Origin of the sequence: Pseudomonas pudica, assembly GCF_015680405.1 — a bacterium.
In the GTDB taxonomy this organism is placed as follows: domain Bacteria; phylum Pseudomonadota; class Gammaproteobacteria; order Pseudomonadales; family Pseudomonadaceae; genus Aquipseudomonas; species Aquipseudomonas pudica.
Window position 1 is genome coordinate 1 of record NZ_JADLJS010000017.1, and the last position, 14908, is coordinate 14908.

The 14908-nt window shown below is 61.4% G+C and carries 12 protein-coding genes; 7 read left to right on the plus strand and 5 right to left on the minus strand.

Annotated features, from left to right (window positions below):
• Nucleotides 1-78: 78 nt before the first annotated feature.
• Nucleotides 79-714 (minus strand): Pr6Pr family membrane protein, encoded by a 636-nt coding sequence (locus tag IRZ77_RS13855; protein WP_135001472.1) that lies wholly within the window; start codon nucleotides 712-714, stop codon nucleotides 79-81.
• A gap of 1 nt (nucleotide 715) precedes the next feature.
• Nucleotides 716-937, minus strand: a complete 222-nt coding sequence (locus IRZ77_RS13860) for a VF530 family protein (RefSeq protein WP_003252112.1) — start codon at nucleotides 935-937, stop codon at nucleotides 716-718.
• A 165-nt stretch (nucleotides 938-1102) separates the two neighbouring features.
• On the opposite strand from IRZ77_RS13860, the gene IRZ77_RS13865 reads away from it, so the two are divergent.
• From IRZ77_RS13865 to IRZ77_RS13885, 5 genes are all read left to right on the plus strand, one after another.
• On the plus strand, nucleotides 1103-3148 hold the full coding sequence (locus tag IRZ77_RS13865; protein ID WP_196173689.1) for a TonB-dependent receptor: 2046 nt from the start codon (nucleotides 1103-1105) through the stop codon (nucleotides 3146-3148).
• Nucleotides 3149-3468: 320 nt separating this feature from the next.
• On the plus strand, nucleotides 3469-4803 hold the full coding sequence (locus IRZ77_RS13870) for a carbohydrate porin (protein WP_135001473.1): 1335 nt from the start codon (nucleotides 3469-3471) through the stop codon (nucleotides 4801-4803).
• A 29-nt stretch (nucleotides 4804-4832) separates the two neighbouring features.
• Entirely contained in the window at nucleotides 4833-7244 is a 2412-nt protein-coding gene (locus tag IRZ77_RS13875) for a glucose/quinate/shikimate family membrane-bound PQQ-dependent dehydrogenase (protein ID WP_085601574.1), read from the plus strand.
• A gap of 237 nt (nucleotides 7245-7481) precedes the next feature.
• Nucleotides 7482-9902 (plus strand): endopeptidase La, encoded by a 2421-nt coding sequence (lon, locus tag IRZ77_RS13880; RefSeq protein WP_046614778.1) that lies wholly within the window; start codon nucleotides 7482-7484, stop codon nucleotides 9900-9902.
• Between the two features lie 108 nt (nucleotides 9903-10010).
• Nucleotides 10011-10400, plus strand: a complete 390-nt coding sequence (locus IRZ77_RS13885) for a protease inhibitor I42 family protein (protein ID WP_046614779.1) — start codon at nucleotides 10011-10013, stop codon at nucleotides 10398-10400.
• A gap of 6 nt (nucleotides 10401-10406) precedes the next feature.
• Here IRZ77_RS13885 and IRZ77_RS13890 read toward each other — a convergent pair whose 3' ends face one another.
• Together IRZ77_RS13890 and IRZ77_RS13895 are read right to left on the minus strand one after the other, a co-directional pair.
• On the minus strand, nucleotides 10407-11342 hold the full coding sequence (locus tag IRZ77_RS13890; protein ID WP_108481790.1) for an alpha-xenorhabdolysin family binary toxin subunit B: 936 nt from the start codon (nucleotides 11340-11342) through the stop codon (nucleotides 10407-10409).
• A 1-nt stretch (nucleotide 11343) separates the two neighbouring features.
• Nucleotides 11344-12534, minus strand: a complete 1191-nt coding sequence (locus IRZ77_RS13895) for an alpha-xenorhabdolysin family binary toxin subunit A (protein ID WP_135001476.1) — start codon at nucleotides 12532-12534, stop codon at nucleotides 11344-11346.
• A gap of 214 nt (nucleotides 12535-12748) precedes the next feature.
• On the opposite strand from IRZ77_RS13895, the gene cmoA reads away from it, so the two are divergent.
• Nucleotides 12749-13492: a carboxy-S-adenosyl-L-methionine synthase CmoA gene (gene cmoA, locus IRZ77_RS13900; RefSeq protein ID WP_196173692.1), complete on the plus strand. Its 744-nt coding sequence runs from the start codon at nucleotides 12749-12751 to the stop codon at nucleotides 13490-13492.
• Nucleotides 13489-14445, plus strand: a complete 957-nt coding sequence (cmoB, locus tag IRZ77_RS13905) for a tRNA 5-methoxyuridine(34)/uridine 5-oxyacetic acid(34) synthase CmoB (RefSeq protein ID WP_085601580.1) — start codon at nucleotides 13489-13491, stop codon at nucleotides 14443-14445. The genes cmoA and cmoB overlap by 4 nt, the downstream gene beginning before the upstream one ends.
• Before the next feature lie 68 nt (nucleotides 14446-14513).
• On the opposite strand, the gene IRZ77_RS13910 is transcribed toward cmoB, so the two are convergent.
• Nucleotides 14514-14717: a hypothetical protein gene (locus tag IRZ77_RS13910; RefSeq protein WP_108481787.1), complete on the minus strand. Its 204-nt coding sequence runs from the start codon at nucleotides 14715-14717 to the stop codon at nucleotides 14514-14516.
• Nucleotides 14718-14908: the final 191 nt, after the last annotated feature.

Below are 14908 nucleotides of genomic sequence, written 5' to 3' on the forward strand. Positions count from 1 at the left end.
CCCACAGGTACCCCGCAGCGTTAAAGGGCTGCGCAATTCCTGTGGGAGCTGGCTTGCCGGCGATAGGGCCAGTGCAGGTCAAGCCAACCTGTGCAGCCCCCGCCACCTGTCCAGCCCCAGCAACACCAGCCCAATCCCCCAGAACCCCGCCAACACCCCCAGGGCATTGAGCAATACCTGCCCATACCCCAGGCTCGCCACATCGATGAACGGGTAGGCATACACACCAATCTCGCTCCCCCGCCACAGCGCGTAGGCAAAATACGCCGCCGGGTACACCGCCCAGGCCAGCAGATGCCATAGCCGCAACCTGCCCTTGGGCACTTCGCACCACCAGTACAAGGCATATAGCACGGGCATCACATCGTGCAGCAACTCGTCCGCCAGCCATTGCCAGCCCTGCGGTTGCCACAAGTGACGCAACAGCACGCTGTAGGCCAATGCCACCAGCACGATGCTGGCGGCTACTGCGGAACTCACCGCAGGCGACAGGAAAAAACGTTTGGCACCGCCTTCCCGGCCAAACGCCGCATAACTGAGCACCGTTGCCACCAGGGTATTGGTCAACACGGTGAAATACCCGAACACATTGATCAGGCCACCTACCAGACTGGCCTGTTCCTGCCAACGTGCCAACAGCACCAGGTACACCTGCACGGCCAGGCCGAACCAACCCAGCACGGCCATGCCGGTCAGCCAGGGACGGCGCGGCATGTCAGGCCTGGCGCTGCAGCTTCACGTACAGCTGCTCGACCTTTTCCCGTGCCCACGGCGTCTTGCGCAGGAAGGTCAGGCTCGACTTGATGGTCGGGTTGCTCTTGAAGCAGCGCACATCGATGCGCTCGGCCAGGCCCTGCCATTGGTAGTGCGCCACCAGCTCGGTGAGGATCTGTTCGAGGGTCTTGCCGTGCAGCGCATTGTGTTGGGCCGTGCTCATGCCAGTGCTCCGTATGAAAGATGCGCACCTTACACGAGTGTAGTGGTGGGTGGGATCAGGTGAGTCGACAGAAAAACCGCTGGCCAGGCGCAAAAACTCTGTGCTGAAATAGAGATGTTATATTGTAACAATACAAAAGCATCTGCCAAGGAACGCCCCATCCCCATGCTGTACACACCGCTTCGCCTCTCTCCCCTCGCCATCGCGCTGTGGCTGACCGCATCACCCAGCCACGCCGTGGAACTCGATCCCCAGGTCATCACCGCCAACCCTTTGGGCAACAGCCAACTGGCCGCCCCCAGTACCGTGCTCGAAGGCGACAACCTGCTGCAACAGCAGCACGGCAGCCTTGGTGAAACCCTGAACAAGCAGCCCGGCGTCGCCTCCACCTGGTTCGGCCCAGGCGCCAGTCGCCCGGTAATTCGTGGCCTGGATGGCGACCGCATTCGCATCCTGCGCAATGGCGTCGGCGCCCTGGATGCTTCATCGCTGTCCTACGACCACGCCGTGCCGCTGGACCCGGTGACCGTTGACCGCGTCGAGATCGTCCGTGGCCCGGCTGCCCTGCTCTACGGCGGCAACGCCATCGGCGGCGTGGTCAATACCTTCGACAATCGAATCCCGGATGCTCCCATCGAGGGCATTCAAGGTGCCGGTGAACTGCGCTACGGCGGCGCCGATACCACCCGCAGCAGCGCAGGCAAGCTGGAGGCCGGCAACGGTACCTTCGCCCTGCACCTGGATGCCAACAGCCGCCAGTTCAACGACCTGCGCATCCCTGGTTACGCGCGCAGTTCCAAGGTGCGCGACGCCGACGAACCCGGTAGCAAGCACCGCCTGGAAAACAGCGACGGCCGCCAGGACGGTGGCGCCGTGGGTGGTGCCTACCATTGGGACCACGGTTACGCCGGCCTGTCGTATAGCCGTTACGACAGCAACTATGGCTCGGTGGCCGAGCCGGGTGTGCGCCTGGACATGAAGCAGGACCACTACGCCTTCGCCTCCGAGCTGCGTGACCTGGACGGCCCGTTCACTTCGGTCAAGGTCGATGCCGGTTACACCGACTACGAGCACCGTGAAATCGAAGAAGGCGAGGTCCACACCACCTTCAGGAACAAGGGCTATGAGGCACGTATCGAAGCCCGCCACCAACCGCTCGGACCGGTAGAAGGCGTGATCGGCGCTCAGGTCAGCCGCAACGAATTCTCCGCCTTGGGCGAGGAAGCCTTCGTCCCGCACACCGACACCGACAGCCTGGCGCTGTTCATGCTGGAGCAGTGGCAAGCCACCGAGCGCCTGAACCTGAGCCTGGGCGCACGCATGGAACACACCCGGGTCGACCCGGATGCCAAAGGCAACGAAAACTTCGCCGACGCTGACAGCGCCAGCAGCTTCAATGCCTTCAGCCTGTCTTCCGGGGCGGTGTACCAGCTCGACCCGATCTGGTCGCTGGCCGCCAACCTCGGCTACACCGAGCGCGCCCCGACCTTCTACGAGCTGTATGCCAATGGTGCCCACGTGGCCACTGGAGCCTTCGAGGTTGGCGATGCCAGCCTGAACAAGGAAAAAGCCATTTCCGCAGACCTGGCCCTGCGTTTCGACAACGGCACCCACAAGGGCAGTGTCGGGGTGTTCTACAGTCACTTCCGCAACTACATCGGCCTGATCGGCACCGGCAACATTCGCGAGGGGCATGACCACGACCATGACGAAGACGACCATGACCACGATCACGACCATGACGGTTTCCCGGAATACCAGTACCAGGGCGTGCGTGCGCGCTTCTATGGCATCGAGGCCCAGGACCGCTGGCAACTGGCCGAGAACCGTTATGGCAGCTTTGCCCTCGAGCTCTCTGGTGACTACACCCGGGCGAAGAACCTCGACAGTGGCGAGCCGCTGCCACGCATCGCCCCACTGCGCCTGAACAGCGGCCTGGTCTGGGAACTGGACCGCTGGCAGGCGCGGGTCGATGTGCAGCATGCTGCGTCGCAGCATCGAAAACCGGCCAACGAAACCAGTACCGATGGCTACACCACGCTGGGGGCCAGCGTTGGCTACCGCTTCGAAGTTGGCCAGAGCCAATGGCTGGCGTTTGTGCGCGGCGAGAACCTGACTGACCAGACCGTGCGCTATGCCAGTTCGATCCTGCGCGATATCGCCCCAGCGCCGGGACGCAGTGTGGAAGTGGGGCTGCGTACCACTTTCTGAAGTTGCGGGGGCGCTTCGCGCCCCTTTCGCCGGCAAGCCAGCTCCCACCGGTATTGCTTCTGCCTCACGTGCAACGCGATCCTGTGGGAGCTGGCTTGCCGGCGATTGGGCTGCAAAGCAGCCCCCTCTGCAGCCAATTGTTACCTGTCGAACAACAATCCACTGCGACAATTTGTCTTTTTTTCTTACAACTTCCCCTATATCCTCCCCGCCGCAAGCTGAATCGCTTCATCGAAACCATCTTGTTGCCATATCCATTGAAGGGCCCGCCCTTCGATGCGCTTGCCGTTTATTCAATAATCAAAAGATAGCGCTATCTCATGTTCCAACTGCCCAAAACCTGTTACATCGGCCTTGCACTCAGCGCCTTGGCGGCCACCACTGACGCCAGCGAAATGTTCGCCAAAGGATCCCCGTGGATGCTCGGCGACTGGGGTGGCACCCGCAGCGAACTGCTGGAAAAAGGCTACGACTTCACCCTCGGCTACACCGGCGAGATGGGCAGCAACCTGCATGGTGGCTTCGACCACGACCGCACCGCGCGCTACAGCGACCAGTTCACCTTCGGCAGCCACCTGGACCTGGAGAAGATCCTTGGCTGGCACGACACCGAATTCCAGCTGACCATCACCGAGCGTCACGGCGACAACATCAGCAACGACCGCATCAACGACCCGCGTGTCGGCGGCTTCACCTCGGCCCAGGAGGTATGGGGCCGTGGCGAAACCTGGCGGTTGACGCAGATGTGGATCAAGCAGAAGTACTTCGATGGCGCACTGGATGTGAAATTCGGCCGTTTCGGCGAAGGCGAGGACTTCAACAGCTTCCCCTGCGACTTCCAGAACCTGGCCTTCTGCGGTTCGCAGGTAGGCAACTGGGTAGGCGGCATCTGGTACAACTGGCCGGTCAGCCAGTGGGCCCTGCGCGTGCGCTACAACCTCAGCAATGCGCTGTACGCCCAGGTCGGCGTGTTCGAGCAGAACCCCTCCAACCTGGAGTCAGGCAACGGCTTCAAGCTCAGCGGCAGCGGCACCCAAGGCGCGGTAATGCCGATAGAACTGGTATGGAGCCCACAGGTCAATGGTCTGAAAGGGGAATATCGCGCCGGCTACTACTACAGTAATGCCAAGGCACAGGATGTTCTCAAGGACAGCAACGGGCAGCCCGCAGCGCTCAGCGGCGCCGCCTACCGCAGCAGTTCGAGCAAGCACGGCTTGTGGCTCGGCGCCCAGCAGCAGGTGACTTCGCTGGCGTCCGACCAGTCGCGTGGCCTGAGCCTGTTCGCCAACGCCACGATGCACGACAAGAAGACCAATGCCATCGACAACTATGTGCAGGCAGGACTGGTATACAAAGGGCCCTTCGACGCCCGCGCCAAGGACGACATCGGTTTCGCCCTGGCCCGTGTGCACGTCAACCCTGCCTATCGCAAGAACGCGCGCCTGGCCAACCAGGCCATTGGCACCGACGACTATGACAATCCAGGCTTCCTGCCGGTGCAGGACACCGAATACAGCGCCGAGCTGTACTACGGCATTCACCTGGCCGACTGGCTCACGGTCCGCCCCAACCTGCAGTACATCCGCCACCCGGGCGGGGTGTCGCAGGTCGATGGCGCCCTGATCGGCGGCTTGAAGATCCAGAGCAGTTTCTAACCCCTTTTTGACCTGACGGAGAACCTACGATGAGCACTGAAGGTGCCAACAATGGAAGCCGCTGGCTACCGCGCCTGATCGGCGCGCTGCTGTTGCTGATGGGCCTGGCCCTGCTGGCCGGCGGCATCAAGCTGAGCCAGCTGGGCGGATCGCTGTACTACCTGATCGCCGGTATCGGCTTTGCCCTGTCGGGCATCCTGCTGCTGGCTCAGCGCCGCCTCGCCCTGGGCCTGTACGGCCTGGTACTGCTGGGCAGCACCGTGTGGGCCCTGCTCGAAGTGGGCCTGGATTGGTGGCAACTGGTGCCACGCCTGGCCATCTGGTTTGCCATCGGCGTGGTCCTGCTGCTGCCCTGGGCGCGTCGTCCACTGATCGGCCCGGCCAGCAAGGCCAACACTGCGCTGCTCGGCGTTGCAGTGGTCGCTTCGGGCGCCTGCGCCCTGGGCAGCCAGTTCACCCACCCCGGTGAAGTGTTCGGCGAACTGGGCCGCGACAGCAGCGAAATGGCCAGCGCTGCCCCGGCCATGCCCGACGGTGAATGGCAAGCCTACGGCCGCACCGAGCACGGCGACCGCTATTCGCCATTGCGCCAGATCACCCCGCAGAACGCCTACCGCCTGGAAGAGGCATGGCGCATCCGTACCGGTGACCTGCCGACCGAAAACGACCCGGTGGAGCTGACCAACCAGAACACCCCGCTTAAGGTCAACGGCATGCTCTATGCCTGCACCGCGCACAGCCGCTTGCTGGCCCTGGACCCGGACACCGGCGCGGAAATCTGGCGCTACGACCCGCAGGTCAAGAGCCCGGTCGGCACCTTCAAAGGCTTTGCTCACATGACTTGCCGCGGCGTTTCGTACTACGACGAAAACCGCTACGTCAGCCGCGACGGCAGCCCGGCTCCGAAAATCACCGACGCCGGCCAGGCCGTGGCCCAGGCCTGCCCTCGTCGTCTCTACCTGCCGACTGCAGACGCCCGCCTGATCGCCATCAATGCCGATAACGGCAAGGTCTGCGAAGGCTTCGCCAACCAGGGCGTGATCGACCTTACTACCGGCATCGGCCCGTTCACCGCTGGTGGCTACTACTCCACCTCGCCAGCCGCGATCACCCGTGACCTGGTGATCATCGGTGGCCATGTCACCGATAACGAGTCGACCAACGAGCCATCCGGCGTGATCCGTGCGTACGATGTGCACGATGGCCACCTGGTGTGGAACTGGGACAGCAACAACCCGGACGACACCAAGCCACTGGCTCCCGGCAAGATGTACAGCCGCAACTCGGCCAACATGTGGTCGATCGCCAGCGTCGATGAAGACCTCGGCATGATCTACCTGCCACTGGGCAACCAGACCCCGGACCAGTGGGGCGCAAACCGCACACCGGGTGCCGAAAAGTACAGCGCCGGCGTGGTCGCCCTCGACCTTGCCACCGGCAAGGCTCGCTGGAACTACCAGTTCACCCACCACGACCTGTGGGACATGGATGTCGGCAGCCAGCCGACCCTGGTCCACCTGAAGACCGACGATGGCGTGAAGCCGGCTATCATCGTGCCGACCAAGCAAGGCAGCCTGTACGTACTCGACCGCCGCGACGGCACGCCGATCGTGCCGATCCGTGAGATCCCCACCCCTCAAGGTGCGGTGAAGGGCGACCACACCTCGCCGACCCAGGCCCGCTCCGACCTGAACCTGCTCGGCCCCGAGCTGACCGAACAGGCCATGTGGGGCGCAACGCCGTTCGACCAGATGCTGTGCCGCATCCAGTTCCGCGAACTGCGTTACGAAGGCCAATACACTCCGCCGTCCGAGCAAGGGTCGCTGGTCTACCCCGGCAACGTAGGTGTGTTCAACTGGGGTAGCGTGTCGGTCGACCCGGTGCGCCAATTGCTGTTCACCTCGCCAAATTACATGGCCTTCGTGTCGAAGATGATCCCGCGTGAGCAGGTGGCCGAGGGCAGCAAGCGCGAAAGCGAGACCAGCGGCGTGCAGCCGAACACCGGCGCGCCGTACGCGGTGACCATGCACCCGTTCATGTCGCCACTGGGCGTCCCGTGCCAGGCCCCGGCCTGGGGCTATGTCGCCGCCATCGACCTGTTCACCAACAAGGTGGTGTGGAAGCACAAGAACGGCACCACCCGCGACAGCACCCCAGTGCCGATCGGCCTGCCGGTTGGCGTACCGAGCATGGGCGGTTCGATCGTCACCGCTGGTGGCGTCGGCTTCCTCAGCGGCACCCTGGACCAGTACCTGCGTGCCTATGATGTGAACAACGGCAAGGAACTCTGGAAAGCCCGCCTGCCTGCGGGTGGCCAGGCCACGCCGATGACCTACACCGGCAAGGATGGCAAGCAGTACGTGCTGGTGACTGCCGGCGGGCATGGCTCGCTGGGCACCAGGATGGGCGACTACATCATCGCCTATAAACTGGCTGAGTAAAGCTGCCGAGCCCCGCCAGCGGGGCTCACCCGCTGTACTTGCCTCATCGCCGGCAAGCCAGCTCCCTCAGGTACTTCACTAGCCTTGAAAGCAGTGGGTCACCAGTGGGAGCTGGCTTGCCGGCGATAGGGCCGGAACAGGCCACCAAAGATCCCCTTCCCTCCTGCCATCATCTACCATTGAAACCCATCCCCCCGCGCCCCATCTAAGCACCATAGTCATTCACGCAGGTGCCCCATGAGCGACCAGCAGGATTTCCCGGAACATCCCGACGAACACAGCGAAGTCGAACACACCACTCCCCAGGCCGAAACCGGCCACGCCCTCGCCCTGCCCGGCCAGCAACTGCCGGACAAGGTCTACGTGATCCCGATCCACAACCGTCCATTCTTCCCGGCCCAGGTGCTGCCGGTCATCGTCAATGAAGAACCTTGGGCAGAAACCCTCGACCTGGTGGCCAAGTCCCCAGACCACAGCCTGGCCCTGTTCTTCATGGATACCCCGCCAGAGGACCACCGCCACTTCGATACCTCTGCGTTGCCGCAGTACGGCACGCTGGTGAAGGTGCACCACGCCAGCCGCGAAAACGGCAAACTGCAGTTCGTCGCCCAAGGTCTGACCCGGGTACGCATCCGTACCTGGCTCAAGCACCACCGCCCGCCGTACCTCGTCGAGGTCGAGTACCCGCGCCAGCCCGCCGAGCCGACCGACGAGGTCAAGGCATACGGCATGGCACTGATCAACGCGATCAAGGAACTGCTGCCACTCAACCCGCTGTACAGCGAAGAGCTGAAGAACTATCTCAACCGCTTCAGCCCCAACGACCCGTCGCCACTCACCGACTTCGCCGCCGCACTCACCTCGGCCACCGGCAACCAGTTGCAGGAAGTGCTCGACTGCGTCCCCATGCTAAAGCGCATGGAAAAGGTCCTGCCGATGCTGCGCAAGGAAGTCGAGGTCGCGCGCCTGCAGAACGAGATCTCGGCCGAGGTCAACCGGCAGATCGGCGAGCACCAGCGCGAGTTCTTCCTCAAGGAACAGCTCAAGGTCATCCAGCAGGAGCTGGGCCTGACCAAGGACGACCGCAGCGCCGACCTCGAGCAGTTCGAGCAGCGCCTCGAAGGCAAGACCCTGCCGGACCAGGCGCGCAAGCGCATCGACGAAGAAATGGGCAAGCTGGCCATTCTCGAAACCGGCTCGCCCGAATACGCCGTCACCCGCAACTACCTGGACTGGGCCACCGCCCTGCCCTGGGGCGTTTACGGCAAGGACAAGCTCGACCTCAAGCACGCGCGCAAGGTCCTCGACCAGCACCACGCCGGCCTCGACGACATCAAGGAACGCATACTCGAATTCCTCGCCGTGGGCGCCTGGAAAGGCGAGATCAGCGGCTCGATCGTGCTGTTGGTGGGCCCGCCCGGGGTAGGCAAGACCAGCATCGGCAAATCCATCGCCGAATCGCTCGGCCGGCCGTTCTACCGCTTCAGTGTCGGCGGCATGCGTGACGAGGCCGAAATCAAGGGCCACCGCCGCACTTACATCGGCGCCCAACCCGGCAAGCTGGTGCAGGCACTGAAGGACGTCGAAGTGATGAACCCGGTGATCATGCTCGACGAGATCGACAAGATGGGCCAGAGCTACCAGGGCGACCCTGCTTCAGCACTGCTGGAAACCCTCGACCCGGAGCAGAACGTCGACTTCCTCGACCACTACCTCGACCTGCGCCTGGACTTGTCCAAGGTATTGTTCGTGTGCACCGCCAACACCCTGGACTCTATCCCCGGGCCATTGCTCGACCGCATGGAAGTGATTCGTCTGTCCGGCTACATCACCGAAGAGAAATTGGCCATCGCCAAGCGCCACCTGTGGCCCAAGCAGCTGGAAAAGGCCGGCGTGGCCAAGACCAGCCTCGGCATCAGCGACAGTGCCCTGCGCGCGGTAATCGAAGGCTACGCGCGCGAAGCCGGAGTGCGCCAGCTGGAGAAACAACTGGGCAAGCTGGTGCGCAAGGCCGTGGTCAAGCTGCTGGAGACCCCCGAAGCCAAACTGAAGATAGGCGCCAAGGACCTTGAAACCGCGCTAGGCATGCCCGTGTTCCGCAGCGAGCAGGTGCTGGCCGGCAAAGGCGTGATCACAGGCCTGGCCTGGACCAGCATGGGCGGCGCCACGCTGCCGATCGAAGCCACCCGCATCCACACCCTCAACCGCGGCTTCAAGCTGACCGGCAAGCTGGGTGATGTGATGAAAGAGTCGGCCGAAATCGCTTATAGCTACGTCAGTTCCAACCTCAAGCAGTTTGGTGGTGACCCAGGTTTCTTCAACGAAGCGTTCATTCATTTGCACGTGCCCGAAGGCGCCACGCCCAAGGACGGCCCGAGTGCCGGTATCACCATGGCCAGCGCCCTGCTGTCGCTGGCCCGAGACCAGGCGCCGAAGAAGGGCGTGGCCATGACCGGCGAGCTGACCCTGACCGGGCAGGTACTGCCGATTGGCGGTGTGCGTGAGAAGGTGATTGCGGCGCGGCGGCAGAAGATCTTCGAGTTGATCCTGCCGGAGCCCAACCGTGGGGACTATGAAGAACTGCCGGACTACCTGCGCGAAGGCCTGACAGTGCATTTCGCCAAGCGCTTCGCCGACGTGGCCAAAGTCCTGTTCTGAGCTGCTCCGGCCCCTTCGCGGGCTTGCCCGCGAAGAGGCCGGCACAGGCAACACAAATCTCCTCGATCATCGGTTATCCTCAGGCCATCGTCAGCCTCCGGAGCCAACATGACCGCCCCTCGTCTGCTCGTTCCCCTGAGCTTCGCCCTGATTTCCGCCTGCGCCCAACAGCCTACGCAACCCGTCGAACTGGACGCCGAAAGCGAATGCCCGACACGCCTGCAGGTTGGCCAGGTGCTGACCCTGAGCTTGCCCAGCAATCCATCCACCGGCTACCGCTGGCGCGTCGAGAACCCCGCCTCGAACGTGCTGAAAAGCCTCGGCCCGGAGGTGTACAACGCCCCCGAGGAAGACATGGTCGGCAGCGCCGGTGTCTCTACCTGGCGCTACAAGGCCAGCAGTGTCGGCACATCCCAGTTGCTGCTGCTTTACCAACAACCTTGGGCTAAAGACGTCGCCCCGGTGCAGACCTTCGAATGCAAAGTTATCGTCCGTTAAGGGCAATCAGCTGCGGTCATACGCCATCTGAACCACCTTCAGGTACTCGCAGAGATCTTGCAACGCGGCCGTGCCATCCGGCAAAGCCATCGTCGGGTCGAGCTTTTCAGCTTGACCCTGCCACTGCAGCTCCAACTTGCGAAGCTCTTGCAGCCACTCATTCTTGAGTGGCTCAACCCCGGCCAATGCCTTGACGGCATCTCGCTCATCCAGGGTGCTTTCCAAGGTTTGCTGAGCATGCCGCCGGTCACTCAGTGCCTCCTCGATTCTTGCATCAAGCCTGCTGCGGGCGTTACTTAAGTCCCTGAATGTCTTGACCCCTTCCAGCACATCAGCATGCTTGTGCAGCTTTTGCGTTGCCGCCTTGAGCACACTCGAATCGATTTTCGGATCCGTGATCAAGCCGATTATCTGGTCAATCTCGTCATCGTTCGGTATAAGCCCCTTGAAGGCACTGGCAACAGAAGGCTTTTCCAGTACCTCGATAGCCGCGACGATATCTGTCTGTTTTTGCCGCAGTTCAGTCAAGCGTTCATCGAACGCCATTACTTGCTGCCTATGCAGGTCGACGCGGCTTTCCAGTTCCGGCAATGCCTCAATCAAGGCGGCTAACGAGAACAGTTCCAGACGCTGATTTTGCCTGGCCAGTACCGAGTGATGCTGACTCAGACGATTCAGAACAGTTGCCAACCTGTGGTGGGTATCAGCATCTGGATGGCTTGAAATAAACTGCCGGTCCTCCAGCAACACGATAGCGCCTATCAGGCTTTCCTTGAAAGAACGCTCGACTGCCAGCAACAGCACTCGTAACTCACCAAGTTGCTCTCGCGCCCGCGGGAGCACTTTCATGCCCCATGCGTCTTCAAGGCTGAATATCTGATCTTGCACTTGCTGCATGCGTACGAAGTCGGGCACAGCGGCTTTGATATCTACTACGTCCATGTCAGGCATCCTCATACTCTTCAACGAGCTCATCAAACAGTTCAGACAAGGTGTGGCAGATGCTCCCTATTTTTTCCCAAGGTCTGATGACTTCCGAAAAATCATGAACGAACGCCTCCAACTGTTTTATATCCTTCAATTCCTTTGCTTCGTTTACCGAGCTATTGGCATACGAAGCCATGAACAACCAGACGTCCGCCAGACGCCGAGTTGCCGATGACAGGTCCTTGCACCTGAACTGCAAATCCCTGACCAATGTCGAGATACGCTCGAAGTCCTGGAGGGCTGGCAAGAGTTTTGCCATTTCCTGCGCCAGCTCATCACGCTTCTCGATCAGTGCATTCTTTTCTGCCCGAATGCTTTCGGCTTTGGAGCCAAAAACGCCTCCGGTCACGGCTACGCCAATCGGTCCGAACCAAAGCCCGGTGAATGCATAGCCCACGTTGGCAGAATAATCGGACGCCAGCTGATCGATCTTTTCATCCCATTCATCGAGTTGCTGCCGCTTTTGCATGATGACTTCACTGGAAGCCTTTTCGTCGAAATGCGTGATCAAGCGCCCCAGGCGCGGCTTGATCTCGCGTTTGATTTCACTATTGAACCAATTGGCCCGGGCGTCGACTTCATCGATGCGACGCCGAGTGCCTTCGATTTCCCTTACCAATTCGGTAATACCAGGTGCCAGCACATTCCTTAGCTGTGCCTGCTCATCTTCACTCAACGCCGTGATATACACGTCGTCACCCTGTTCGGCCCTGGAGCTCTTGATCGCCAGAAACACATCGCTGTTTTCCAGATTGTTCAACAGGGTACTGCCACGCTGTACAAGGCTTTCGGCGAACAGTTCAATTTCCGGGCCAAGTTGCTTGACGCTTCGCTCAAGCTCGTCCCATACATCAATATGCCTGTGCAGCGCACGATAAAGCTCATACACAAGCGAAGCGTCCAGCCTCAAGGCTGCATAGTCAACTTCCTTTTCGACCTGGTCCAAGGTACGCGGCAACTGGCTCACCACGTTGGCATACCTCTTTATTGCTTTCAGATTCTCCGCAGTCAACAAGCTGCCTGCTTGCTGACCATTGCTCAGTCGGCTTCCAAGGAACTCAAAATAGCGCTCCGGTAGCATTTTAACTTTACTCAGCGGATCCATTTCATCTACGGTATACTTTTCCAGGTCAGTTGCGACAGTCATTACTCACCTCATGATATTGACAACAGCATGCAAATTCATGCACTTGAATTTTGTTTGTTCTCCAGTCTCGATACTGTCGCTTTGATAAAGTAACGATGTGGGAAACTTCGCTTTAGTCTGGGGTAACCGTCCGGCCCTCCTGAAGCATTGCCATGGCAAGACGCGTGGCCTTTGGCTAAAATGCGCCTCCGTTTCACCCTGTATCGAGCCCGCCGTGAGCAAACAGCCCGACCGCCTTTTCGCCCAGCCCCTGGAGCAAGTGCCCGACTTCGTCTTCAACGAGGATGTGGTGCGTGTGTTCCCGGACATGATCAAGCGCTCGGTACCGGGCTACCCGACCATCGTCGAGAACCTCGGCGTGCTGGCCGCGCGCTTTGCCCAGCCGCACACCGCGCTGTACGACCTGGGTGCGTCGCTGGGTGCCGTTACCCAGTCTCTGCGCCGCCATGTGCGCAGTGACGGCTGCCGGGTGATCGCCGTGGACAACTCCACGGCGATGGTCGAGCGTTGCCGCCAGTACCTCACCGCCCAGGACTCGATGTTCCAGGAACTGTTGCCGGTGCAGGTGCTGGAAGCCGACATCCTGGCCCTGCCCTTCGAGCCCACCTCGGTGGTGGCGATGAACTTCACCCTGCAATTCATCGCCCCTGACCAGCGCCTAGAGCTGCTCAGCCGTATTCGCCAGGCGCTGTTGCCTGGTGGTGCGCTGATCCTCTCGGAAAAGCTGCGCTTCGCCGATCATGAACAGCAGGACCTGCTCAATGAACTGCACCTGGACTTCAAACGTGCCAATGGCTACAGCGAACTGGAAATTGCCCAGAAGCGCAGCGCCATCGAGAACGTGATGAGGCCCGACACCCTCGAAGCCCACCAGGCGCGCCTGCGCGCAGCCGGTTTCTCGAAGGTGGTGCCCTGGTTCCAATGTCTTAACTTCGCCTCTTTGATTGCCCTCCCATGATCGATCTGTCCCCCCTCGTCCGCCGCCTGGCGGGTACGCCTCTGGCTTCCTGGTCGCAAGGCCTGCAAGCGCAACTGGAAGCCAAGCTGGAAAAGGGCCACGGTGACCTCGACCGTTGGCGCGGTGCGCTGGAAGCCCTGCCCGCCCTGCAACCGAGCGAAATCGACCTGGTCAATGGGCTGCGCCTGGACTGCGATTGCGACGATGCCACCCGTGCGCAGATGCGCCAGGCACTGATGGGCCTGTCGCCTTGGCGCAAAGGGCCATTCGACCTGTTCGGCGTGCATGTGGACACCGAATGGCGTTCGGACTGGAAATGGTCCCGGGTCGGCCCGCACCTGGATCTCAAGGGCAAGCGCGTGCTCGACGTGGGCTGCGGCAACGGTTACTACCAGTGGCGCATGCTCGGTGCCGGTGCCGACATGGTGATTGGCGTCGATCCCAACTGGTTGTTCTTTTGCCAGTTCCAGGCCGTCCAGCAATACCTGCCAGAGCTACCCGCCTGGCATCTGCCCTTCGCCCTGGAAGACCTGCCGGCCAATCTCGAAGGTTTCGACACGGTGTTTTCCATGGGGGTGTTCTATCACCGTCGCTCGCCCATCGAACACCTGCTGGCGCTCAAGGACTGCCTGGTCAAGGGCGGGGAACTGGTGCTGGAAACCCTGGTGATCGAGGGTGACGAAAACCAGGTGCTGGTACCTGAGGACCGCTATGCACAGATGCGCAACGTCTGGTACCTGCCGTCGGTGCCGGCACTGGAACGCTGGTTGCGCCGTGCCGGTTTCAGTGAGGTGCGTTGCGTCGACGTAAGCGTGACCAGCGTCGAGGAACAGCGCAGCACCGAGTGGATGCGCTACCAGTCACTGGGCGACTTCCTTGACCCGAACGACCACAGCAAGACCATCGAAGGCCTGCCGGCCCCTCGCCGCGCCACCCTGCTGGCGCGCAAATAAAAAAGGCGCCCGGATGGGCGCCTGAATACACCTGCGCCGAGGAGCTGTCACGGCGCAGGTGCTGTCACTCAATCCTTGGCCAACTCGCGGGCCTTTTGCTGCGCTTTGCGCTCACGCTCGGCAACGGCCTGTTGCTTGTCGCCATGCAGGCGCTGCTGGTCTTCGCGGAACGCTTGCCAGAATTGTTTCGAACGTTCCGCGCCGCCCTCGGCATAAACACTGGCGCTGCCCAGGGCAAGGGTGGCCAACAGCAGGTATTTGGTCAGGTTCATCGTGGTTGCCTCGTGATAACCGATCAGACAGCGCCATCCTAGCGAGGGCTGGCTAACGGCAAGGTGAGGCGGGGATTACAGTCTTGCAATGTGGCCTTGTTTTACCTGTTCGGGCCCTATCGCCGGCAAGCCAGCTCCCACAGGATCACCACAGGTTTTGAAAACTATGCAGTACCTGTGGGGGCTGGCTT